This window comes from Streptomyces sp. NBC_01216, from assembly GCF_035994945.1.
In the GTDB taxonomy this organism is placed as follows: domain Bacteria; phylum Actinomycetota; class Actinomycetes; order Streptomycetales; family Streptomycetaceae; genus Streptomyces.
The window spans coordinates 6175689-6199278 of sequence record NZ_CP108677.1; the positions used below are offsets into that span (position 1 = coordinate 6175689).

The 23590-nt window shown below is 71.8% G+C and carries 22 protein-coding genes; 21 read left to right on the plus strand and 1 reads right to left on the minus strand.

Translation table 11 applies throughout. The annotated features are described in order from the left end of the window. The first annotated feature begins 8 nt into the window (after positions 1–8). The 7 genes from OG393_RS27820 (at position 9) to nusB (ending at position 5412) form a co-directional block, all read left to right on the plus strand. Entirely contained in the window at positions 9–530 is a 522-nt protein-coding gene (locus OG393_RS27820) for a shikimate kinase (protein WP_327377430.1), read from the plus strand. After that, positions 527–1621: a 3-dehydroquinate synthase gene (gene aroB, locus OG393_RS27825; protein ID WP_327377431.1), complete on the plus strand. Its 1095-nt coding sequence runs from the start codon at positions 527–529 to the stop codon at positions 1619–1621. The genes OG393_RS27820 and aroB overlap by 4 nt, the downstream gene beginning before the upstream one ends. Beyond that, positions 1618–2073 carry a type II 3-dehydroquinate dehydratase gene (gene aroQ / locus OG393_RS27830; protein WP_327377432.1) on the plus strand — a complete coding sequence of 152 codons (456 nt, stop codon included), beginning with the start codon at positions 1618–1620 and terminating at the stop codon, positions 2071–2073. Before aroB ends, aroQ begins: the two co-directional genes overlap by 4 nt. A gap of 133 nt (positions 2074–2206) precedes the next feature. Next, positions 2207–3127, plus strand: a complete 921-nt coding sequence (locus OG393_RS27835) for an AAA family ATPase (protein ID WP_327377433.1) — start codon at positions 2207–2209, stop codon at positions 3125–3127. 128 nt (positions 3128–3255) lie between these two features. Continuing rightward, complete coding sequence (locus OG393_RS27840) at positions 3256–4362, plus strand: aminopeptidase P family protein (RefSeq protein ID WP_327377434.1); 1107 nt, start codon at positions 3256–3258, stop codon at positions 4360–4362. A gap of 49 nt (positions 4363–4411) precedes the next feature. Next, a complete protein-coding gene (gene efp / locus OG393_RS27845; protein ID WP_327377435.1) occupies positions 4412–4978 on the plus strand; it encodes an elongation factor P in 567 nt (188 codons plus the stop codon). Between the two features lie 2 nt (positions 4979–4980). Further along, positions 4981–5412: a transcription antitermination factor NusB gene (nusB, locus tag OG393_RS27850; protein WP_327377436.1), complete on the plus strand. Its 432-nt coding sequence runs from the start codon at positions 4981–4983 to the stop codon at positions 5410–5412. 286 nt (positions 5413–5698) lie between these two features. On the opposite strand, the gene bldD is transcribed toward nusB, so the two are convergent. After that, complete coding sequence (gene bldD / locus OG393_RS27855) at positions 5699–6199, minus strand: transcriptional regulator BldD (RefSeq protein ID WP_017242229.1); 501 nt, start codon at positions 6197–6199, stop codon at positions 5699–5701. Positions 6200–6444: 245 nt separating this feature from the next. On the opposite strand from bldD, the gene pyrR reads away from it, so the two are divergent. The 14 genes from pyrR (at position 6445) to OG393_RS27925 (ending at position 23511) form a co-directional block, all read left to right on the plus strand. Next, the gene (gene pyrR / locus OG393_RS27860) at positions 6445–7017 is read left to right on the plus strand and encodes a bifunctional pyr operon transcriptional regulator/uracil phosphoribosyltransferase PyrR (protein WP_327377437.1); all 573 of its coding nucleotides are present in this window, start codon (positions 6445–6447) and stop codon (positions 7015–7017) included. 112 nt (positions 7018–7129) lie between these two features. Then, positions 7130–8110, plus strand: coding sequence for an aspartate carbamoyltransferase catalytic subunit (locus OG393_RS27865; RefSeq protein ID WP_327377438.1), 981 nt, complete (start codon positions 7130–7132; stop codon positions 8108–8110). A gap of 2 nt (positions 8111–8112) precedes the next feature. Continuing rightward, positions 8113–9399 (plus strand): dihydroorotase, encoded by a 1287-nt coding sequence (locus tag OG393_RS27870; protein WP_327377439.1) that lies wholly within the window; start codon positions 8113–8115, stop codon positions 9397–9399. Then, complete coding sequence (locus OG393_RS27875; RefSeq protein WP_327377440.1) at positions 9396–9965, plus strand: PH-like domain-containing protein; 570 nt, start codon at positions 9396–9398, stop codon at positions 9963–9965. The genes OG393_RS27870 and OG393_RS27875 overlap by 4 nt, the downstream gene beginning before the upstream one ends. After that, a complete protein-coding gene (gene carA / locus OG393_RS27880) occupies positions 9962–11134 on the plus strand; it encodes a glutamine-hydrolyzing carbamoyl-phosphate synthase small subunit (protein ID WP_327377441.1) in 1173 nt (390 codons plus the stop codon). The genes OG393_RS27875 and carA overlap by 4 nt, the downstream gene beginning before the upstream one ends. Then, on the plus strand, positions 11127–14435 hold the full coding sequence (gene carB, locus OG393_RS27885) for a carbamoyl-phosphate synthase large subunit (RefSeq protein ID WP_327377442.1): 3309 nt from the start codon (positions 11127–11129) through the stop codon (positions 14433–14435). Before carA ends, carB begins: the two co-directional genes overlap by 8 nt. 325 nt (positions 14436–14760) lie before the next feature. Next, positions 14761–15870 (plus strand): quinone-dependent dihydroorotate dehydrogenase, encoded by a 1110-nt coding sequence (locus tag OG393_RS27890; protein WP_327377443.1) that lies wholly within the window; start codon positions 14761–14763, stop codon positions 15868–15870. A 23-nt stretch (positions 15871–15893) separates the two neighbouring features. Continuing rightward, a complete protein-coding gene (pyrF, locus tag OG393_RS27895; protein ID WP_327378574.1) occupies positions 15894–16754 on the plus strand; it encodes an orotidine-5'-phosphate decarboxylase in 861 nt (286 codons plus the stop codon). A 330-nt stretch (positions 16755–17084) separates the two neighbouring features. After that, on the plus strand, positions 17085–17408 hold the full coding sequence (locus OG393_RS27900; RefSeq protein WP_147977088.1) for an integration host factor: 324 nt from the start codon (positions 17085–17087) through the stop codon (positions 17406–17408). Between the two features lie 105 nt (positions 17409–17513). Further along, complete coding sequence (gene gmk, locus OG393_RS27905) at positions 17514–18077, plus strand: guanylate kinase (protein WP_327377444.1); 564 nt, start codon at positions 17514–17516, stop codon at positions 18075–18077. A 70-nt stretch (positions 18078–18147) separates the two neighbouring features. Continuing rightward, complete coding sequence (gene rpoZ, locus OG393_RS27910; RefSeq protein ID WP_003970369.1) at positions 18148–18420, plus strand: DNA-directed RNA polymerase subunit omega; 273 nt, start codon at positions 18148–18150, stop codon at positions 18418–18420. A gap of 102 nt (positions 18421–18522) precedes the next feature. Next, a complete protein-coding gene (gene coaBC / locus OG393_RS27915) occupies positions 18523–19737 on the plus strand; it encodes a bifunctional phosphopantothenoylcysteine decarboxylase/phosphopantothenate--cysteine ligase CoaBC (RefSeq protein ID WP_327378575.1) in 1215 nt (404 codons plus the stop codon). A gap of 258 nt (positions 19738–19995) precedes the next feature. Next, positions 19996–21204, plus strand: a complete 1209-nt coding sequence (gene metK / locus OG393_RS27920; RefSeq protein ID WP_327377445.1) for a methionine adenosyltransferase — start codon at positions 19996–19998, stop codon at positions 21202–21204. Between the two features lie 153 nt (positions 21205–21357). After that, positions 21358–23511, plus strand: a complete 2154-nt coding sequence (locus OG393_RS27925) for a primosomal protein N' (protein WP_327377446.1) — start codon at positions 21358–21360, stop codon at positions 23509–23511. The last annotated feature ends 79 nt before the right edge of the window (positions 23512–23590 follow it).

Consider the following 23590-nt stretch of genomic DNA (forward strand, 5'->3'; position numbering starts at 1 on the left):
CGGCTGCCATGCCACCCGGACCGCTGGTCGTCCTGGTCGGGCCGATGGGCTCCGGCAAGTCCACGGTGGGGGCCCTACTGGCCGCCCTGCTCGGCGCCCCCTACCGCGACACGGACGCCGACATCGTCGCCGCCCAGGGCCGCGAGATCTCGGACATCTTCGTCGAGGACGGCGAGGAGTGCTTCCGGGCCCTGGAACGCGACGCCGTCCGCACCGCGCTCGCCGAGCACGAGGGCGTCCTCGCACTCGGCGGCGGCGCGATCCTGGACGCCGACACCCGTGCCCTCCTCGACGGCCTGCCCGTCGTCTACCTGTCGATGGGCGTCGAGGAGGCGGTCCGCCGCGTGGGGCTCAACACCGCGCGGCCGCTGCTCGCCGTCAACCCGCGCCGCCAGTGGCGCGAGCTGATGGACGCGCGCCGCCCTCTCTACACCGAAGTCGCGCGCGTCGTCGTCACCACCGACGACCGCACCCCCGAAGAGGTCGCGAGCGCGGTCCTCGACGCACTGGAGCTGAAGAAGGACGTATGACGGACCAGGAAGTGACCCGTATCCAGGTCGGCGGTTCGGCGGGCACGGATCCGTACGAGGTGCTGGTCGGCCGGCAGCTGCTCGGTGAGCTCCCCGCCCTGATCGGCGGCAAGGCCAAGCGCGTCGCCGTCATCCACCCCGAGGCGCTCGCCGAGACCGGCGAGGCGCTGCGCGCCGACCTCGCCGGCCAGGGGTTCGAGGCCGTCGCCATCCAGGTACCGAACGCCGAGGAGGCCAAGACCGTCGAGGTCGCGGCGTACTGCTGGAAGGCGCTCGGCCAGACCGGTTTCACCCGCACCGACGTCATCGTCGGTGTCGGCGGCGGCGCTACGACGGACCTGGCCGGCTTCGTCGCCGCGAGCTGGCTGCGCGGCGTGCGCTGGATCGCCGTCCCGACGACCGTCCTGGCCATGGTCGACGCGGCCGTCGGCGGCAAGACGGGCATCAACACCGCCGAGGGGAAGAACCTCGTCGGCGCGTTCCACCCGCCGGCCGGGGTGCTGTGCGACCTCGCCGCGCTGGAATCGCTCCCGATGCACGACTACGTCAGCGGCCTCGCCGAGATCATCAAGGCCGGTTTCATCGTCGACCCGGTCATCCTCGACCTGATCGAGGCGGACCCCCGGGCCGCCCGTACCCCGGCCGGACCCCACACCGCCGAGCTGCTGGTCCGCTCGATCAAGGTCAAGGCCGAGGTCGTCTCCGGCGACCTCAAGGAGTCGGGCCGCCGCGAGATCCTCAACTACGGGCACACGCTCGCCCACGCCATCGAGAAGAACGAGCGCTACAAGTGGCGTCACGGCGCCGCCGTCTCCGTCGGCATGGTCTTCGCCGCGGAGCTCGGCCGGCTGGCCGGGCGGCTCGACGACACCACCGCCGACCGCCACCGCTCCGTCCTGGAATCGGTCGGCCTGCCGCTGACCTACCGAGGCGACCAGTGGCCCAAGCTGCTGGAGACGATGAAGGTGGACAAGAAGTCCCGCGGCGACCTGCTCCGCTTCATCGTCCTCGACGGCCTCGGCAAGCCGACCGTCATGGAGGGCCCCGACCCGGCCGTTCTGCTCGCGGCCTACGGCGAGGTGTCCGCGTGAGCGACGCCCGCCGCGGCACCCCCGTCCTCGTCCTCAACGGCCCGAACCTCGGACGCCTCGGCTCCCGGGAGCCGGACATCTACGGGGCCACCTCGTACAAGGGACTGGTGGAGTCCTGCCGCGCCCTCGGCGAGGAACTGGGCTTCGACGTGGACGTGCGGGAGACCAACGACGAGGGCGAGATGATCCGCTGGCTGCACGAGGCCGCGGACGGCTCGGTTCCCGTCGTCCTCAACCCCGGTGCGTTCACGCACTACTCGTACGGGATGCGTGACGCCGCCGCGCAGCGGACGGCGCCGCTGATCGAGGTGCACATCTCGAATCCGTACACCCGCGAGGAGTTCCGGCACACCTCGGTCGTCGCCGCCGTGGCGACCGGTACCATCGCCGGCTTCGGGATCGGCTCCTACCGGCTGGCGCTGCGGGCGCTGGCCGAGGAACGGACCGCCTGACGGTCGCGCGGGCCCGTCCGGGGTCCGGCGGGCCGTCCGGGCACTTCCAACCGCCCCCGCCCGTTCTCCAGTTCGGGACCGGGGGCGGTAACGTTCCCCGGAGTATCGGCCGTACGAGACGGAGTGGCACCGGATGCAGCACACCGTGGGGGCTCCGCCGCCACCGCCCGAGCGGCGCGGGGGTGCCCCGGGCGGGCCGGGCGGGCATCACCCCGTACCGCCGGCGAACCAGCCCGGGCAACAGGCCCCGTCCTCTCGGCACCCGGCCCCGCATCCGTCCGGGCCGCGGCCGGCGCCGCCCGCTCCGGGCGCTCCCCCGGCCGCCGGATGGCTCGCGGCCGGCGGCCCACCGCCGCACCCTGGCGCACCGTATCCGGGCCCTCCCCTCCCGGCACCGCCGCACCCCGCCGTCCCGCCGTCCGGTGACGCCACCGGGTACGTACGGCTGCCCCCCGTCCCGGTGCCGTCCGCGCCGCTCGCCGAACCGGGCACCGGCACGGCGACGCTCGCCGTGCTGCTGATCGGCCCCGCCGGCGCGGGAAAGACGACCGTCGCCCGTCACTGGGCCCGGCACCGCCGCGTCTCCACCGCGCACATCAGCCTCGACGACGTCCGTGAATGGGTCTGCTCGGGTTTCGCCGACCCCCAGTCGGGCTGGAACGAGCACTCGGAGGCCCAGTACCGCCTGGCCCGCCGCACCTGCGGCTTCGCCGCGCGGAACTTCCTCGCCAACGGCATCTCCTGCATCCTCGACGACGCCGTGTTCCCGGACCGGCCCGTGGTCGGCCTCGGCGGCTGGAAGCGCCACGTCGGCCCGGGACTGCTCCCCGTCGTCCTCCTGCCGGGCCTGGAGATCGTTCTGGAGCGCAACGCCGAGCGCAGCGGCAACCGGCGCCTCTCGGACGAGGAGGTCGCCTCCATCCACGGCCGCATGGCGGGCTGGTACGGCTCCGGGCTGCCGATCATCGACAACTCGACGTACGACGTCGACACGACCGCCCGTGTCCTGGACGAGGTACTGGCGCGTTCCATAGCCAGCCCGCCCGCCTGGTAGGGGAGCGGTCCCGCGACGACGGACCCCGTCCCGCGGGACGCGCCCCCCGCGGGCGTGGCGCCGCCGCCCGTGGCCCGGTCGGCCGCGCTGAGCAGGACGGGGCGTCCGGCCCGTCCTAGGCTCGGAGCATGTCAGAGGTGTATGCGGACCGACGGGTGCGGCTGCGCGACCGGTGCGCGGCGGCCGGCAGCCCGGCGGCCCTGGTCTCCCGTCCCGCCAACGTCCGGTATCTGGCGGGCGGTTCGCCCCTCGGTGCCGTCCTCCTGGTCGGCCCGGACGAGGACGTGCTGCTCTGCCCCGTCGCGCCCGGGGGCGATCCGGTCGACGGGCGGCTCGACGAACGGCTCCGGCAGCGCGTGCTGCCCGCCGGCGGCGCTGACCCGGCCGTCGCGGCGGTCGACCTCGCCCGCCGGGCGGGCGCGGACGCCCTCGCCGTCGAGGAGCACCATCTCACCGTGGCCCGCCACCGCGCCATGGGCTCGGTCGCGCCCCGGCTCCGTCTCGCCGACCTCGCCGGGGCCGTGGAGCAGCTGCGGATCGTCAAGGACGAGGACGAGATCGCCTGTCTGCGCATCGCCGCCGAGATCGCCGACCAGGCGCTCGGCGAACTCCTCGAATCGATCCTGGTCGGGCGGACCGAACGTCATCTCGCCCTGGAACTGGAACGCCGGCTGGTCGATCACGGTGCCGACGGCCCCGCCTTCCCGACGTCCGTGGCCACCGGCCCGCACTCGGGCCGGGTGGGCCACCGGCCCTCCGACCGCAGGGTGGAGGAAGGAGATTTCCTCTCCGTCTGTCTCGGCGCGGACTACCGCGGTTACCGCTGCGAGATCGGCCGCACCTTCGTCATCGGCACGACTCCCGCGGACTGGCAGATCGACCTGTATGATCTCGTCTTCGCCGCTCAGAGGGCCGGACGCGAGTCCCTCGCACCCGGCGCCGAGTACCGCGACGTGGACCGCGCGGCCCGTCAGATCCTTGACGCGGCGGGCCACGGCGAGGTCGTTCCGTATCTCACCGGCCACGGTGTGGGGCTGGAAATCGACGAGGACCCGCAGCTCGCACCCTCGGCCATGGGTAAACTGGACGCTTGTGTGCCGGTCACCGTCGAACCGGGGGTCCACCTCCCGGGCCGGGGCGGGGTCCGGATCGATGACACGCTCGTCGTGCGCCAGGAGGCGGACGGCGGACCCGAGCTACTCACCATCACGACCAAGGAGCTGCTCGCGCTCTAGAGCGCGTACGCCTCTCTGGTCCCACGTCAGTCCAGGAGATTCCGCAACCGTGGCTTCCACGAACGACCTCAAGAACGGCATGGTGCTCAAGCTCGACGGGGACCAGCTCTGGTCCGTCGTCGAGTTCCAGCACGTCAAGCCCGGCAAGGGCCCGGCCTTCGTGCGCACCAAGCTCAAGAACGTGCTCTCCGGCAAGGTCGTCGACAAGACCTTCAACGCCGGTGTGAAGGTCGAGACGGCCACCATCGACCGCCGTGACATGCAGTTCTCGTACATGGACGGCGACTACTTCGTCTTCATGGACATGCAGACCTTTGACCAGCTGCACGTCGACCGCAAGGCCGTCGGCGACGCCGCCAACTTCCTGATCGAGGGCTTCACCGCCTCCGTCGCGCAGCACGAGGGCTCGGTGCTCTACGTCGAGCTCCCCGCGGCCGTCGAGCTGACCATCGAGCACACGGACCCGGGCGTCCAGGGCGACCGCTCCACCGGTGGCACCAAGCCCGCCAAGCTGGAGACCGGCCACGAGATCCAGGTTCCGCTCTTCATCACCACCGGCGAGAAGATCAAGGTCGACACCCGCTCGAGCGACTACCTCGGCCGGGTGAACAGCTAACCGTGGCTGCTCGGAGCAAGGCCCGCAAGCGGGCCTTCCAGATCCTCTTCGAGGCCGACCAGCGCGGCGCGGCCGTGCGGGACGTACTCGCCGACTGGGTGCGGCACGCACGATCGGACGACCGCCAGCCGCCGGTCAACGAATTCACGATGGTGCTGGTCGAGGGGTTCGCGGACCACGCGAACCGGATCGACGAGCTCATCGCCACCTACGCGGTGGACTGGGACCTGGACCGGATGCCCGTCGCCGACCGGAACATCGTGCGTCTCGGCGCGTACGAGCTGATCTGGCTGGACGAGACCCCCGACGCGGTGGCGATCGACGAGGCGGTGCAACTCGCCAAGGAGTTCTCCACCGACGAGTCGCCGTCCTTCGTGAACGGCCTGCTGGGCCGCTTCAAGGACCTGAAGCCGCGCCTGCGCCGGGACAGCTGAGAAGCTTTCGGGCGGTCTTCCGGTCGGGGCGGTCACGTCCTGGCGGGTGACACGCGCCGAGAGGCACGCTCCCGGCATGCGAAGGGGCCCGCGGCACCGAGAGGTGCGGCGGGCCCCTTCGCATGCTCGTAAGGGCCTTTGGAGGCCCCTCGGGGAAGGTCCCGCGCCGGGCGCCCGTGGGGGCACTGTCCCCCGGCCACGCGAAAACCGCCGGGGTGGTGGAGGACGCGAAGTCCTCCACCACCCCGGCGGCAACGTTTCTGCTGAGCCTTTCGGCGGTTGAGGATCAGTTGTCCTCGTGCGCGACCGCGCGGCGCGCGTCGGCGTCCAGCACGCCCCAGCTGATCAGCTGCTCGGTCAGGACCGAGGGCGACTGGTCGTAGATGACGGCGAGCGTGCGCAGGTCGTCCTGGCGGATCGACAGCACCTTGCCGTTGTAGTCGCCGCGCTGCGACTGGATCGTCGCCGCGTAGCGCTGGAGCGGGCCGGCCTTCTCCTGCGGCACATGGGCGAGGCGCTCCAGGTCGAGGACGAGCTTCGGCGGCGGCTCGGCGGCCCCGCCGGGGGTCGTACCGGGCAGGAGCTCCTGCACCGGGACGCCGTAGAAGTCCGCCAGCTCGGCGAGGCGCTGCACCGTCACCGCACGGTCGCCGCGCTCGTACGAGCCGACAACGACGGCCTTCCAGCGGCCCTGGGACTTCTCCTCCACGCCGTGGAGGGAGAGGCCCTGCTGGGTGCGGATGGCGCGGAGCTTGGCCCCGAGCTGTTTTGCGTATTCGCTGGACATATAGCTCCCCGGACGCTGTGACAACGTGCGGCTCCGCCGCGTGGCTGGTAACTCACTGTGAGGTTACGCAGCGTTACTTGGCCCCGTCAAGCCGAATGATCCGTACCGCCTCCTCCCGGGGGACGGACCCCGGAGCTTCGGCAGGGGGTGAGCGGGGCTCTCACGCGACCCTGGTACAGTCAAGGACGCAATTTCGACGTCCTTTAAGATCCGTCCCGTGAGGCGGAGAAGGAGGTCCGTTTCACATGGACGCACAGCAGCACACGCAGCAACCGCTCGACGCGGCCCGCCCCGTTCTGGAGGGCCCCGACATCGCGCGGGTACTGACCCGTATCGCCCACGAGATCGTCGAACGCGCCAAGGGCGCCGACGACGTGGTCCTCCTCGGCATCCCGACACGCGGCGTCTACCTCGCCCGTCGGCTGGCCGACAAGCTCGCCGGAATCACCGGGCGCACGATCCCCGTCGGCTCCCTCGACATCACGATGTACCGCGACGACCTGCGGATGAAGCCCGCCCGCGCGATCGGCCGCACGGAGATCCCCGGCGAGGGCATCGACGGCCGCCTGGTCGTCCTCGTCGACGACGTGCTCTTCTCCGGCCGCACCATCCGCGCCGCGCTCGACGCCCTCGGCGACATCGGCCGCCCCCGCGCGGTCCAGCTCGCGGTCCTCGTCGACCGCGGCCACCGGGAGCTCCCGATCCGCGCCGACTACGTCGGCAAGAACCTTCCCACCTCGCTGCGCGAGACGGTCAAGGTACAGCTCGCCGAGGAGGACGGTCGCGACACCGTGCTGCTCGGCGGCAAGCCCGCCTAGCCGGACCGGAACCCACCGGCGGGCCGGGGCACCCCCCTGCCCGCCCGCACGTCCGACGGACCTTCCGGGGCCGCCCAGGCCCCCGCCCTCCCCACCCCGGAGAGACATCCCGATGATGCGTCACCTCATCTCGGCCGCCGACCTCACCCGCGACGACGCCGTCCTCATCCTCGACACCGCCGAGGAGATGGCCCGGGTGGCCGACCGGCCGATCAAGAAGCTGCCCACCCTGCGCGGCCGAACGATCTGCAACCTCTTCTTCGAGGACTCCACCCGCACCCGGATCTCCTTCGAGGCGGCCGAGAAGCGCCTGTCCGCCGACGTCATCAACTTCGCGGCGAAGGGCTCCAGCGTTTCCAAGGGCGAGTCCCTCAAGGACACCGCGCAGACCCTGGAGGCGATGGGCGTCGACGCCGTCGTCATCCGGCACGGCGCCTCCGGCGCGCCCTACCGGCTGGCCACCTCCGGCTGGATCGACGCCCCGGTGGTCAACGCGGGCGACGGCACCCACCAGCACCCCACCCAGGCCCTGCTGGACGCCTTCACCATGCGCCGCCGGCTGGTCGGCCGCGACGCCGGCCTCGGCAAGGACCTCGCCGGCCGGCGCGTCACCCTCGTCGGCGACATCCTGCACAGTCGGGTCGCCCGGTCCAACGTCGACCTGCTGCACACACTCGGCGCCGAGGTCACCCTGGTGGCCCCGCCCACACTGGTCCCGGTCGGCGTCGAGACCTGGCCCTGCGAGGTCAGCTACGACCTGGACCGCGTACTGCCGAAGTCCGACGCGGTCATGATGCTGCGGGTGCAGCGCGAGCGGATGAACGCCGCCTTCTTCCCCACCGAGCGTGAGTACTCCCGCCGGTACGGGCTCGACGGGCAGCGGATGGCGAGGATGCCCGAGCACGCCATCGTGATGCACCCCGGACCGATGGTCCGCGGCATGGAGATCACCGCCGAGGTCGCCGACTCCGACCGCTGCACGGTCGTGGAGCAGGTCGCCAACGGCGTCTCCATCCGCATGGCGGTTCTCTACCTGCTTCTGGGCGGCAACGACTCCGCCGTCACCCACACCCGTACCGAGGAGAACAAGTGACCATGAGCAAGATCCTGATCCGGGGTGCGAAGGTGCTGGGCGGCGAGGCCCAGGACGTCCTCGTCGACGGCGAGACGATCGCCGCCGTCGGCACCGGCCTCCCGGCCGACGAGGCGACCGTCGTCGAGGCCGAGGGCCTGATCATGCTGCCCGGTCTCGTCGACCTCCACACCCACCTGCGCGAGCCCGGCCGTGAGGACTCCGAGACCGTCCTCACCGGCACCCGCGCCGCCGCATCAGGTGGCTACACGGCCGTCTTCGCCATGGCCAACACCTTCCCGGTCGCCGACACCGCCGGCGTCGTCGAGCAGGTCTACCGCCTCGGCAAGGAACACGGCTACTGCGACGTGCAGCCCATCGGCGCCGTCACCGTCGGCCTGGAGGGCCGCAAGCTCGCCGAACTCGGCGCCATGCACGACTCCGCCGCCGGCGTCACGGTCTTCTCCGACGACGGCAAGTGCGTCGACGACGCCGTGATCATGCGCCGCGCCCTCGAGTACGTGAAGGCATTCGGCGGCGTCGTCGCCCAGCACGCCCAAGAGCCTCGCCTGACCGAGGGCGCCCAGATGAACGAGGGCGTCGTCTCCGCCGAGCTCGGCCTGGGCGGCTGGCCCGCCGTCGCCGAGGAGTCGATCATCGCCCGTGACGTCCTCCTCGCCGAGCACGTCGGCTCGCGCGTCCACATCTGCCACCTCTCCACGGCCGGCTCGGTCGAGATCGTCCGCTGGGCCAAGTCCCGCGGCATCGACGTCACCGCCGAGGTCACCCCGCACCACCTGCTGCTCACCGACGAACTGGTCCGCACCTACAACCCGGTCTACAAGGTCAACCCGCCGCTGCGCACCGAGCGGGACGTGCACGCCCTGCGCGAGGCCCTCGCCGACGGCACCATCGACATCGTCGCCACGGACCACGCCCCGCACCCGCACGAGGACAAGGACTGCGAGTGGGCCGCCGCCGCCATGGGCATGGTCGGCCTGGAGACCGCGCTCTCCGTGGTCCAGCAGACGATGGTGGAGACCGGACTGCTCGACTGGGCCGGCGTCGCCGACCGGATGTCCTTCAAGCCCGCGCGGATCGGCGCGGCCACCGGGCACGGACGCCCCGTCTCGGCAGGTGAGCCCGCCAACCTCACGCTGGTCGATCCGGCATACCGTGGAGCCGTGGACCCCGCGGGCTTCGCCTCCCGCAGCCGCAACACCCCCTACGAGGGCCGTGAGCTGCCGGGACGCGTCACCCACACCTTCCTGCGGGGCCGGGCGACGGTCGTGGACGGGAAGCTGGCGTGACACCTCTCATCGAATGGGCCGCGGAACAGAAGTCGGCGGAGGTGACCGACTGGGCCGGACGGCTCGGCTGGGTCGCCGGACTGCTGCTCTTCGTCGCCTTCGTCTACTGGCTGATGCGCCAGGGATGGAAATGGCGCGGCAGCCTCCAGTCGGACCTGCCCGCCCTGCCCGCCGTGCCGGAGACGGCCGGTGAGGCGAGACTGACACTCAGCGGGCGGTACCACGGCTCGACCACCGCGGGACAGTGGCTCGACCGGATCGTCGCCCGCGGCCTGGGTGTCCGCAGCCGGGCCGAGCTCCGCCTGACCGACGCCGGCATCGAGGTCGTCCGCCCCGGCGCGCACGACTTCCTCATCCCGGCCGAAGCCCTGCGCGAGGCCCGGCTCGACAAGGGCATCGCCGGGAAGGTCCTCACCGAGGGCGGGCTGCTGATCGTCACCTGGACGCACGGCGAGAAGCTCCTCGACTCCGGTTTCCGGTCCGACCGCGCGGCGGAGCACACCGCCTGGGTCGAGGCCGTCAACTCCATGAACCAGAACATTCCGACGGAAGGCATCGCACGATGACGACCTCCATCCAGGGAGCGGCCTCGCAGAGGCACCAGGCCGCTCCCGCCGTACTCGTCCTGGAGGACGGCCGCACCTTCCGCGGCCGTGCCTACGGGGCCTTGGGGGAGACCTTCGGCGAGGCCGTGTTCTCCACCGGCATGACCGGTTACCAGGAGACCCTCACCGACCCGTCGTACCACCGGCAGGTCGTCGTGATGACCGCCCCGCACGTCGGCAACACCGGCGTCAACGACGAGGACCCCGAGTCGCAGCGGATCTGGGTCGCCGGCTACGTCGTCCGCGACCCCGCCCGGGTGCCCTCCAACTGGCGCTCCCGCCGCTCGCTGGACGAGGAACTGGCCGCGCAGGGCGTCGTCGGCATCTCCGGCATCGACACCCGCGCCCTCACCCGCCACCTGCGGGAACGCGGCGCCATGCGGGTCGGCATCTTCTCCGGCAACGCGCTGCCCGACGAGGGCACCATGCTCGCCGAGGTCCGTCAGGCCCCCGAGATGAACGGCGCCGACCTCTCCGCCGAGGTCGCCACCAAGGAGGCGTACGTCGTCCCCGCCATCGGCACCAAGCGGTTCACCGTCGCCGCCGTCGACCTCGGCATCAAGGGCATGACGCCGCACCGGATGGCCGAGCGCGGGATCGAGGTCCACGTCCTGCCCGCGACCGCCACCGCCGAGGACGTCTACGCCGTCGAACCCGACGGTGTCTTCTTCTCCAACGGTCCCGGCGACCCCGCCACCGCCGACGGCGCCGTCGCCCTGATGCGCGAGGTCCTCTCCCGCAGGACACCGCTCTTCGGCATCTGCTTCGGCAACCAGATCCTCGGCCGCGCGCTCGGCTTCGGCACCTACAAGCTGAAGTACGGCCACCGCGGCATCAACCAGCCCGTGCAGGACCGCACCACCGGCAAGGTCGAGGTCACCGCGCACAACCACGGCTTCGCCGTCGACGCCCCCCTCGACAAGGTCTCCGACACCCCCTACGGGCGGGCCGAGGTCTCCCACGTGTGCCTGAACGACCAGGTCGTCGAAGGACTCCAGCTGCTCGACCGGCCGGCCTTCTCCGTCCAGTACCACCCCGAGGCGGCCGCGGGCCCGCACGACGCCGCGTACCTCTTCGACCGCTTCACGTCTTTGATGGAATCAGCCCTGATGGAGGCCGAGCGTGCCTAAGCGCACCGATATCCAGTCCGTCCTGGTCATCGGCTCCGGCCCGATCGTCATCGGCCAGGCCGCCGAGTTCGACTACTCCGGCACCCAGGCCTGCCGCATCCTCAAGGCCGAGGGCCTGCGGGTGATCCTGGTCAACTCCAACCCGGCCACGATCATGACCGACCCGGAGATCGCCGACGCCACCTACGTCGAGCCGATCACGCCCGAGTTCGTCGAGAAGATCATCGCCAAGGAGCGGCCCGACGCCCTCCTGCCCACCCTCGGCGGCCAGACCGCGCTCAACACCGCGATCTCCATGCACGAGCAGGGTGTCCTGGAGAAGTACGGCGTCGAGCTGATCGGCGCCAACGTCGAGGCCATCAACAAGGGCGAGGACCGCGACCTCTTCAAGATGGTCGTCGAGGAGGTCCGCAAGAAGATCGGTCACGGCGAGTCCGCCCGCTCGGTCATCTGTCACTCCATGGAGGACGTCCTCCAGGGCGTCGAGACCCTCGGCGGCTACCCCGTCGTCGTCCGACCCTCCTTCACCATGGGCGGTGCCGGCTCCGGCTTCGCCCACGACGAGGAGGAACTGCGCCGGATCGCCGGGCAGGGCCTCACGCTCTCCCCGACCACCGAGGTGCTCCTGGAGGAGTCCATCCTCGGCTGGAAGGAGTACGAGCTGGAGCTCATGCGCGACAAGGCGGACAACGTCGTCGTCGTCTGCTCCATCGAGAACTTCGACCCGATGGGCGTCCACACGGGCGACTCCATCACCGTCGCCCCGGCGATGACCCTCACCGACCGCGAGTACCAGCGGCTGCGCGACATCGGCATCGCGATCATCCGCGAGGTCGGCGTCGACACCGGCGGCTGCAACATCCAGTTCGCCGTCAACCCGGACGACGGCCGGATCATCGTCATCGAGATGAACCCGCGTGTCTCCCGCTCCTCGGCACTCGCCTCCAAGGCGACCGGTTTCCCGATCGCCAAGATCGCCGCGCGTCTCGCCGTCGGCTACACGCTCGACGAGATCCCGAACGACATCACGGAGAAGACCCCGGCGTCCTTCGAGCCCACGCTCGACTACGTCGTGGTCAAGGCCCCGCGCTTCGCCTTCGAGAAGTTCCCCTCCGCGGACTCCACGCTGACCACGACCATGAAGTCGGTCGGCGAGGCCATGGCGATCGGCCGCAACTTCACCGAGGCGCTTCAGAAGGCCCTGCGCTCGCTGGAGAAGAAGGGTTCGCAGTTCGCCTTCACCGGTGAGCCGGGCGACAAGGAAGCGCTGCTGCGCGAGGCGATCCGCCCGACCGACGGCCGCATCAACACCGTGATGGCGGCCATCCGCGCCGGGGCCACCCCGCAGGAGGTCTTCGACGCCACCAAGATCGACCCGTGGTTCGTCGACCAGCTGTTCCTCATCAAGGAGATCGCCGACGAGCTGGCCGCGGCCGAGAAGCTCCACCCCGAGCTCCTGGCCGAGGCCAAGCGCCACGGCTTCTCCGACGCCCAGATCGCCGACATCCGCGGACTGCGCGAGGACGTCGTCCGCGAGGTCCGGCACGCGCTCGGCGTCCGCCCGGTCTACAAGACCGTCGACACCTGCGCCGCCGAGTTCGCCGCCAGGACCCCGTACTTCTACTCCTCGTACGACGAGGAGAGCGAGGTCGCGCCGCGCGAGAAGCCCGCGGTGATCATCCTCGGCTCCGGCCCGAACCGCATCGGCCAGGGCATCGAGTTCGACTACTCCTGCGTCCACGCCTCCTTCGCGCTCAGCGACGCGGGCTACGAGACCGTGATGGTCAACTGCAACCCGGAGACCGTCTCCACCGACTACGACACCTCCGACCGGCTGTACTTCGAGCCGCTCACCCTGGAGGACGTCCTGGAGATCGTCCACGCCGAGACGCTGGCCGGCCCGGTCGCCGGTGTCGTGGTCCAGCTCGGCGGCCAGACCCCGCTCGGCCTGTCCCAGGCCCTCAAGGACAACGGCGTCCCCGTCGTCGGCACCCCTCCGGAGGCCATCCACGCCGCCGAGGACCGCGGCGCCTTCGGCCGCGTCCTCGCCGAGGCCGGACTCCCCGCCCCGAAGCACGGCACCGCGACGACCTTCGCCGAGGCCAAGGCCATCGCCGACGAGATCGGCTACCCCGTCCTCGTCCGCCCCTCGTACGTGCTCGGCGGACGCGGCATGGAGATCGTGTACGACGAGACCCGGCTCGAGTCGTACATCGCCGAGTCCACCGAGATCAGCCCCACCCGGCCGGTCCTGGTCGACCGCTTCCTCGACGACGCCATCGAGATCGACGTGGACGCCCTCTACGACGGCACCGAGCTCTACCTCGGCGGCGTCATGGAGCACATCGAGGAAGCCGGCATCCACTCCGGCGACTCGGCCTGCGCCCTGCCCCCGATCACGCTCGGCGGCTTCGACATCAAGCGGCTGCGCGCCTCCACCGAGGCGATCGCCAAGGGCGTCGGCGTGCGCGGTCTGATCAACATCCAGTTCGCGATGGCCGGCGACATCCTCTACGTCCTGGAGGCGAACCCGCGCGCCTCGCGGACGGTCCCCTTCACCTCGAAGGCGACCGCGGTGCCGCTGGCGAAGGCCGCCGCCCGCATCTCGCTGGGCGCCACCATCGCCGAGCTGCGCGCCGAGGGCCTGCTCCCCAAGAACGGCGACGGCGGCACCCTGCCGCTGGACGCGCCGATCTCCGTCAAGGAGGCCGTGATGCCGTGGTCGCGCTTCCGCGACGTGCACGGCCGTGGCGTGGACACCGTCCTGGGCCCGGAGATGCGCTCGACCGGCGAGGTCATGGGCATCGACGCGGTGTTCGGCACGGCCTACGCCAAGTCCCAGGCCGGCGCCTACGGACCGCTGCCCACCAAGGGGCGCGCGTTCATCTCGGTCGCCAACCGGGACAAGCGCTCGATGATCTTCCCGGCCCGTGAGCTGGTCGCCCACGGCTTCGAGCTGCTGGCCACCTCCGGTACCGCCGAGGTCCTCAAGCGCAACGGCATCAACGCCACGATCGTGCGCAAGCAGTCCGAGGGCGAGGGGCCGAACGGCGAGCGGACGATCGTCCAGCTCATCCACGACGGCCAGGTCGACCTGATCGTCAACACCCCGTACGGCACCGGAGGCCGCCTCGACGGCTACGAGATCCGCACGGCGGCCGTGGCGCGCAGCGTCCCGTGCCTGACCACGGTGCAGGCGCTCGCCGCGGCCGTCCAGGGCATCGACGCGCTGAACCACGGAGACGTGGGCGTCCGCTCCCTCCAGGAGCACGCGGAGCACCTGATCGCGGCCCGCGCCTGAGAGCCCGTCGGGTGGCCTCCGGCCGGGCGGTCAGAGGCCACCCGACAGGCTCTGAGGGGCGCGGCGGAGGACCGTTATCGTGCCGGACGTACGGCGACGGTTCCCCGGCACACGGCGAGCGCGCCGGACGCCGCGGACCGGGCGGGGCCTCCGGATCACGCACCCTCCCGGTGGTGGCCGCCCCGCCGTGCGGACACCACCGGCCGCACCCGGCCGGCTCGCCCCGGCGGGAACCGGCCCCAAGGCCCGACAGCCCGTTCGCGCAGGGGGACACCGGCAAGGCCCGCGGTGTCCCCCTCCGCATGAGCACACCTGGACTCAGCGCATGTACAAGTTCTTCTTCCACCTGGTCTTCAAGCGCATGGACCCGGAGGCGGCCCACCACCTGGCCTTCCGCTGGATCCGGCTCGCGGCCCGCGTCCCGGTCCTGCGGACCTTCGTGGCCGCCGTCCTCGCCCCGCGCCACGAGGAGCTCCGTACCGAGGCCCTCGGTCTGCGGATGCACGGCCCGTTCGGACTCGCGGCCGGCTTCGACAAGAACGCTCTGGCGATCGACGGCATGTCGATGCTCGGCTTCGACCACGTCGAGATCGGCACCGTGACCGGACAGGCCCAGCCCGGCAACCCGCGGAAGCGGCTCTTCCGGCTGGTCCCGGACCGCGCCCTGATCAACCGCATGGGCTTCAACAACGAGGGTTCCGCGGCGGTCGCCGCCCGCCTGCGCGAGCGGGTCCCGGTCTTCAGGACCGTGGTGGGCGTCAACATCGGCAAGACCAAGGTCGTCCCCGAGGCCGAGGCCGCCGCCGACTACGTCACCTCCACCGAGCGCCTGGCCGGCTACGCCGACTACCTGGTCGTCAACGTCTCCTCGCCCAACACCCCCGGTCTGCGGAACCTCCAGGCCACCGAGTCGCTGCGCCCGCTGCTGACCGCCGTGCGCGAGGCGGCGGACCGCACGGTCACCGACCGCCGGGTCCCGCTCCTGGTGAAGATCGCCCCCGACCTGGCCGACGAGGACGTCGACGCGGTCGCCGACCTCGCGCTGGAACTCGGTCTGGACGGCATCATCGCCACCAACACCACCATCGCCCGCGAGGGGCTGGGACTGAGGTCCGACCCCGCCCTGGTCAAGGAGACCGGCGGCCTGTCCGGCGCGCCGGTCAAGGAGCGCTCGCTGGCGGTCCTGCGTCGTCTCCACGCCCGCGTCGGCGATCGGATCACCCTGGTGGGCGTCGGCGGCATCGAGAACGCCGAGGACGCGTGGCAGCGCATCCTCGCCGGTGCCACGCTGATCCAGGGCTACAGCGCCTTCGTCTACGAAGGCCCGTTCTACGCCCGCGCGATCCACAAGGGCCTCGCCGCACGCCTCGCGGCCTCCCCGTACGCCACCCTCGCCGAGGCCGTCGGCGCCGACTCCCGAAAGGCCACGAAGTGACGCCCGACCCGTCGCCCGACCACCTGTCCGCACCGACGTCCGCCGAGCGGCCCGCTGCCTTCGGCCGCCGTCTGCGCTCCGCGATGGACGCGCGGGGGCCGCTCTGCGTGGGCATCGACCCGCACGCCGCGCTGCTCTCCTCCTGGGGCCTGAGCGACGACGTCGCGGGCCTGGAGCGCTTCTCCCGGACCGTGGTGGAGGCCCTGGCCGCCCGGGTGGCGGCCTTCAAGCCGCAGGCCGCGTTCTTCGAGCGCTTCGGCTCCCGGGGGGTCGCCGTCCTGGAGCGGACGGTGGCGGACGCCCGCGCGGCGGGCACGCTGGTCGTCATGGACGCCAAGCGCGGCGACATCGGCTCCACCATGGCCGCCTACGCGGAGACCTTCCTCCACCGGGACGCGCCGCTCTTCTCGGACGCTCTCACGGTCTCCCCGTACCTCGGCTACGGCTCGCTGCAGCCGGCGGTCGACCTGGCCCGCGCGAACGGCGCCGGCCTGTTCGTGCTGGCGCTCACCTCCAACCCGGAGGGCGCCGAGGTGCAGCGGGCGGTGCGCGAGGACGGCCGCACGATCGGCGCCACGATGCTGGCGCACCTGGCGGCGGAGAACGCGGGGGAGACCCCGATGGGCTCCTTCGGCGCGGTCGTCGGCGCCACCCTGGGCGATCTCTCCTCCTTCGACCTCGACATCAACGGTCCGCTGCTGGCCCCCGGCATCGGAGCCCAGGGCGCGACCGCGGCCGACCTCCCCGCGGTGTTCGGCGCCGCGGTCCGCAACGTCGTCCCGAACGTCAGCCGGGGCGTTCTCCGGCACGGGCCGGACGCCACCGCGCTCCGGGACGCCGCGGACCGGTTCGCGGACGAGATCCGGGCGGCCGTCAGGCTCTGAGAGCCTGACGGGTGGCCTCTGCGGGAGGGCGAGCGGGAGACGCCGGGGAGGGGCCCGGCACTCGTCGGGCCAATCCGCAGGTCGGAGCCGTCTCACTCCTTGGCGGAACTTGGCCGAAAAGCCGGTCTTTATGTCGGAAATGTCCTGGTCGGTCGATGCTGACCAGGACTTTTAGTCTGTTCTCGCTGACTGGAGAGGCGCGGGCCGCTAGTCTCCGGGGCAGAGTCAGCGTTCAACGGCGACTGCGTTGTTCGTTGCTCCGCTGGTGTGGGGCGACCAGGCCCCTCACCGGTCCGTATCCGACAGTTCGACATCCGAGGTGACGCAGGCGTGGCTCTTCCGCCCCTTACCCCTGAACAGCGCGCAGCCGCGCTCGAAAAGGCCGCCGCGGCTCGCCGGGAGCGGGCCGAGGTCAAGAATCGACTCAAGCACTCCGGCGCTTCCCTCCACGAGGTCATCAAGCAGGGCCAGGAGAACGACGTCATCGGCAAGATGAAGGTCTCCGCACTGCTCGAGTCCCTGCCGGGCGTGGGCAAGGTCCGCGCCAAGCAGCTCATGGAGCGGCTCGGCATCTCCGAGAGCCGTCGTGTGCGAGGTCTCGGTTCCAACCAGATCGCCTCCCTGGAGCGCGAGTTCGGCAGCACCGGTTCCTGAGAGCCTGTCGGGTGGCCTCCGGCCGGGCGGTCAGAGGCCACCCGACAGACTCTGAGCCGGCGCCGGTCGTCCCGGGCACTCCCGTGAAGCTGGAATAATCGCTGCATGGCAGCAGAGGTACGTCCGCGGCTGACCGTGCTCTCCGGCCCCTCCGGGGTCGGCAAGAGTACGGTCGTCGCCCATATGCGCAAGGTCCATCCCGAGGTCTGGCTCTCGGTGTCGGCCACGACACGGAAGCCGCGTCCCGGCGAGAAGCACGGAGTCCAGTACTTCTTCGTCACGGACGACGAATTCGACAAGCTGGTCGCCAACGGCGAGCTCCTCGAGTGGGCCGAGTTCGCGGGCAACCGCTACGGCACGCCCCGCCGCGCGGTCCTGGACCGTCTGGAGGCGGGCGAGCCGGTCCTCCTGGAGATCGACCTCCAGGGGGCCCGTCAGGTCAAGGAGTCCATGGCGGACTCGCAGCTCGTCTTCCTGGCCCCGCCGAGCTGGGACGAGCTGGTCCGCCGGCTCACCGGCCGGGGCACCGAGTCGCCCGAGGTCATCGAGCGTCGACTGGCCGCCGCCAAGATCGAACTGGCCGCGGAGCCCGAGTTCGACACCACCCTGGTCAACACCTCCGTCGAGGACGTGGCGCGCGAGCTGCTAGCCTTGATGAACGTTGTTTGATCGATTTCTGATCACCTGGATCTGATCATCCGGATCAGCTCACCCAGAAGTTTCTTCGGAAGGCTAGAGCGTGTCCTCTTCCATCACCACGCCCGAGGGCATCATCAACCCGCCGATCGACGAGCTGCTCGAGGCGACCGACTCGAAGTACAGCCTCGTGATCTACGCGGCCAAGCGCGCGCGCCAGATCAACGCGTACTACTCGCAGCTCGGCGAGGGCCTGCTCGAGTACGTCGGTCCGCTCGTCGACACCCACGTCCACGAGAAGCCGCTCTCGATCGCCCTGCGCGAGATCAACGCGGGTCTGCTGACCTCCGAGGCCATCGAGGGCCCGGCGCAGTAAGCACCTCACGCTTTTCACCACAGGCCCGGCGGAACATCCGCCGGGCCTGTGGTGTCTCATGGAGACGTACGCATCCGAGTGCGGGGAGTGAAGTTGAGCGCCGTGGCAAAGCCGAAGGTCGTCCTGGGGGTCAGCGGCGGGATCGCCGCGTACAAGGCGTGTGAGCTGCTGCGGCGGCTGACCGAGTCGGGGCACGACGTGCGGGTCGTCCCCACCGCTTCCGCGCTGAACTTCGTCGGCGCCGCCACCTGGTCCGCCCTCTCCGGCAACCCCGTCTCCACCGAGGTCTGGGAGTCCGTCCACGAGGTCCCGCACGTGCGGATCGGCCAGGCCGCCGACCTCGTGGTGGTCGCCCCGGCCACCGCCGACATCCTCGCCAGGGCCGCCCACGGCCTCGCCGACGACCTGCTGACGAACACGCTCCTCACGGCCCGCTGCCCGGTCGTCTTCGCCCCCGCCATGCACACCGAGATGTGGGAACACCCCGCCACCCGGGAGAACGTCGCGACGCTGCGCCGTCGCGGCGCCGTCGTCGTGGAGCCCGCCGTGGGCCGGCTCACGGGCGTCGACACCGGCAAGGGCCGGCTGCCCGATCCCGCCGAGATCTTCGAGGTATGCCGCCGCGTCCTGGCGCGCGGAGCCGCCGCACCCGATCTCGTGGGCCGTCACGTGGTGGTCAGCGCGGGCGGTACGAGGGAACCGCTCGACCCGGTTCGTTACCTGGGCAACCGTTCCTCCGGCAAGCAGGGCTACGCGCTGGCCAGGGCCGCCGCCGCACGCGGTGCCCGGGTGACCCTCGTCGAGGCCAACACCGGTATCCCCGACCCCGCGGGCGTCGACGTGGTGCACGTCGGCACGGCCGTCCAGCTGCGCGAGGCCGTCCTCAAGGCCGCCGGCGACGCCGACGCGGTGGTGATGGCCGCTGCCGTGGCCGACTTCCGCCCCGCGGTCTACGCCACCGGCAAGATCAAGAAGAAGGACGACGTCGAGGCGCCGACGGTCGTGCTCGTCCGCAATCCCGACATCCTGGCCGAGGTCTCCGGGGAGCGCCCCCTGCCCGGCCAGGTGGTCGTCGGATTCGCCGCCGAGACGGACGACGTGCTGGCCAACGGCCGGGAGAAGCTGCGTCGCAAGGGATGCGACCTCCTCGTCGTCAATGAGGTAGGCGAGCGCAAGACCTTCGGATCGGAGGAGAACGAAGCTGTTGTTCTCGCATCCGATGGTGGAGAAGTGTCGGTTCCGTATGGCCCGAAGGACGCTCTGGCCGAAACGGTCTGGGACCTGGTCGTGCCGCGACTGCGCCCCGCGGTCGCGTAGGATTCCCGGGACTCCGCGTACGGAGTCCGTCGACGGGGGCGGCCGGAATCCGGAGGGACCGGCCGTGTGCGGGCGGGGGTCCCGGTGCGCGCCGGGAGCGGCAGGCCGAAAACGGTCGTGATCAGGCTCCCATCTTGCGAGACACCTGGCCCACTGCGCGACCATGACCGATACACTGGTCCCGGTACGACGCGGGGCGCAGTCCCTTGCCGTCCGACATTTGTTCAGCCAGCAGCCGCTGCAACCATTGGGAGCGTTGTGTCCCGTCGTCTGTTCACCTCGGAGTCCGTGACCGAGGGTCACCCCGACAAGATCGCTGACCAGATCAGCGACACCATCCTCGACGCACTCCTCCGCGAGGACCCCACCTCGCGGGTGGCCGTCGAGACGCTGATCACCACCGGCCTCGTGCACGTCGCCGGTGAGGTGACCACCAAGGCGTGGGCCGACATCCCCACCCTCGTCCGCAACAAGATCCTCGAGATCGGGTACGACTCCTCGAAGAAGGGCTTCGACGGCGCGTCCTGCGGCGTCTCGGTCTCCATCGGGTCGCAGTCCCCGGACATCGCGCAGGGCGTCGACACCGCCTACGAGAAGCGCGTCGAGGGCGACGAGGACGAACTGGACAAGCAGGGCGCCGGTGACCAGGGCCTGATGTTCGGCTACGCGTCGGACGAGACCCCGGAGCTCATGCCGCTCCCGATCTTCCTGGCGCACCGCCTCTCGCGCCGCCTGACCGAGGTCCGCAAGAACGGCACCATCCCGTACCTGCGCCCCGACGGCAAGACCCAGGTCACCATCGAGTACGACGGTGACAAGGCCGTGCGTCTCGACACCGTCGTGGTCTCCTCGCAGCACGCCTCCGACATCGACCTCGAGTCGCTGCTCGCGCCCGACGTCCGCGAGTTCGTCGTGGAGCACGTCCTCAAGGAGCTCCTCGAGGACGGCATCAAGCTGGACACCGAGGGCTACCGCCTGCTGGTCAACCCCACCGGCCGCTTCGAGATCGGCGGCCCCATGGGTGACGCCGGCCTCACCGGCCGCAAGATCATCATCGACACCTACGGCGGCATGGCCCGCCACGGTGGCGGCGCCTTCTCCGGCAAGGACCCGTCCAAGGTCGACCGCTCGGCCGCCTACGCCATGCGCTGGGTCGCCAAGAACGTGGTCGCCGCCGGCCTCGCCTCGCGCTGCGAGGTCCAGGTCGCGTACGCCATCGGCAAGGCCGAGCCGGTCGGTCTCTTCGTCGAGACCTTCGGCACCCACACCATCGAGACCGAGAAGATCGAGAACGCCATCAGCGAGGTCTTCGACCTCCGCCCGGCCGCGATCATCCGCGACCTCGACCTGCTGCGCCCGATCTACGCGCAGACGGCGGCCTACGGCCACTTCGGCCGCGAGCTCCCCGACTTCACCTGGGAGCGCACCGACCGCGTCGACGCGCTGAAGAAGGCCGCGGGCGTCTGATCCCCCCACGGCCGTCGAGAGCCGTGGACGCACGAGAGCCCGGTACCCCGAGGGTGCCGGGCTCTCGCGTACCCGCGGACGCTCTCCGGACGGGCGCCGGGCCGCTGTCGAGGGGCACCGGCGCTGTCCGAGCGGTCTGGTAGGAATGTGGCCGTGAGCAGCGAGAACGAGAAGTCCGAGGAGGCGGCCGACGAGCCGCCCGAGCAGCTCGCGCTCATCCGGGAGACCGTCCGCAGGGCGAAGGTGCCGCGGGCCAAGCCCCGGACCTGGCGGGGCGCCGCACTGGCCGGACGGCTGCCCGTGGCCCGGGTCGTGGTCAACAAGGGCGTGCTCCATCTCGACCAGTTCTTCGACTACGCCGTGCCCGAGGAGCTGGACGCCGTCGCGCAGCCGGGCGTGCGGGTCCGCGTACGCTTCGGTGCCGGCGCCCACCAGGTGCGCGAAGGCCGGCGCGAGGGCGGGCGGCTCATCGACGGATTCCTCGTCGAGCGACGGACCGATTCGGACTACCAGGGCGCGCTGGCCGCGCTCGCCGACGTGGTCTCGCCCGAGCCGGTCCTGAGCCCCGAGCTGCTGGCGCTCGCACGGGCCGTGGCCGACCGCTACGCCGGAAGCCTGGCGGACGTCCTCCAGCTGGCGATCCCGCCCCGCAGCGCACGTGCCGAGGGCCGCTCCTCGCCCGAGCCGCTGCCGCCGCCGCCCGTGCCCGGAACGGGCACCTGGGCGCGCTACCGCCAGGGACCCGCGTTCCTGGAGTCCCTCGCCCGGGGCGGCGCGCCGAGGGCGGTCTGGAACGCGCTGCCGGGGCCGCACTGGGCGGAGGAGCTGGCCCGCGCGGTGGGCGCGACGCTGGCCTCCGGGCGGGGGGCGCTCGTCGTCGTCCCCGACGGGCGCGCGGCCGGCCGCGTCGACGAGGCGCTCACCGGGCTGCTCGGCACCGGCCGGCACGCCGTGCTGACGGCGGAGACCGGGCCGGAGAAGCGGTACGCGCAGTGGCTGGCGGTACGGCGCGGCGCGGTCCGGGCGGTCGTAGGGACCCGCGCGGCCATGTTCGCCCCGGTAGGGGAGCTGGGGCTCGTCGTCATCTGGGACGACGGCGACGGCAGCCACAGCGAGCCGCACGCCCCGCAGCCCCACGCGCGCGACGTCCTGCTGCTGCGTGCCGCCCACGACCGGTGCGCCTTCCTGCTCGGCTCGACGAGCTGCACCGTCGAGGCCGCCCAGCTGGTAGAGAGCGGCTGGGCCCGGCCCCTGGCGGCCGACCGCGACCAGGTCCGGGCCGCGGCCCCGCTGGTACGCACGGTGGGGGACACCGACCTGGCCCGCGACGAGGCCGCCCGTGCCGCCCGACTGCCCTCCCTGGCCTGGCAGGCGGTCCGGGAGGGACTGAAGACCGGCCCCGTCCTGGTCCAGGTGCCCCGACGGGGCTACGTACCGAGACTGGCCTGCGAGCGCTGCCGCACCCCGGCCCGCTGCGGGCACTGCGCGGGGCCCCTGGAGGCGCCCGGTCAGCGGGAGCTGCGCTGCGGCTGGTGCGGGCGGGACGCGCCGGGCTGGCACTGCGTCGCGTGCGGGTCGGCCCGGCTGCGGGCCCAGGTGGTGGGCGCGCGTCGGACGGCCGAGGAGCTCGGCCGGGCGTTCCCGGCGGTCCCGGTCCGCACGTCGGGGCGCGACCACGTCCTGGACGCCGTGCCGGGGCGTCCCGCGCTGGTGGTCGCCACACCGGGCGCCGAACCGGTCGCCGAGGGCGGCTACGCGGCGGCGCTGCTCCTGGACGGCTGGGCCATGCTCGGGCGTCCCGATCTGCGGGCGGGCGAGGAGGCCCTGCGCCGCTGGATCGACGCGGCCTCCCTCGTACGCGGTCAGGGCGACCCGGCCACGGGAGGCGTCGTCGTGGTGGTCGCCGAGCCCACGCTGCGACCCGTCCAGGCCCTGGTGCGGTGGGACCCCGTCGGCCACGCTCAGCGGGAGCTCGCGGAACGTGCGGAGCTGGGCTTCCCCCCGGTGTCGCGGATGGCGGCGGTGTCGGGACCCGCTGAAGCGGTGGAGTCGTTCCTCGCGGCGGCCGGCCTCCCGGGCGACGCGGAGGTACTGGGACCGGTGGCGCTGCCCGTCGTCCGTCCCGGCGCGGCCCGGCGCCCCGGCGACACCCCGCCGGGGGAGCGCTGGGAGCGGGCCCTGGTCCGTGTCCCGCCGGGCAGCGGCGCGGCACTGGCGGCGGCTCTGAAGAAGGCGCAGGCGGCGCGGCTCGCCCGCGGCGGCGGAGAACCGGTCCGGGTCCGGGTGGACCCGCCGGACATCGGCTGAGAGCCTGTCGACCGAAGGCCACCCGACAGGCTCTGGGCCCGAAGGAGGGTCGGCTCCGGCGCTCCCGCGGCGTGCGGCC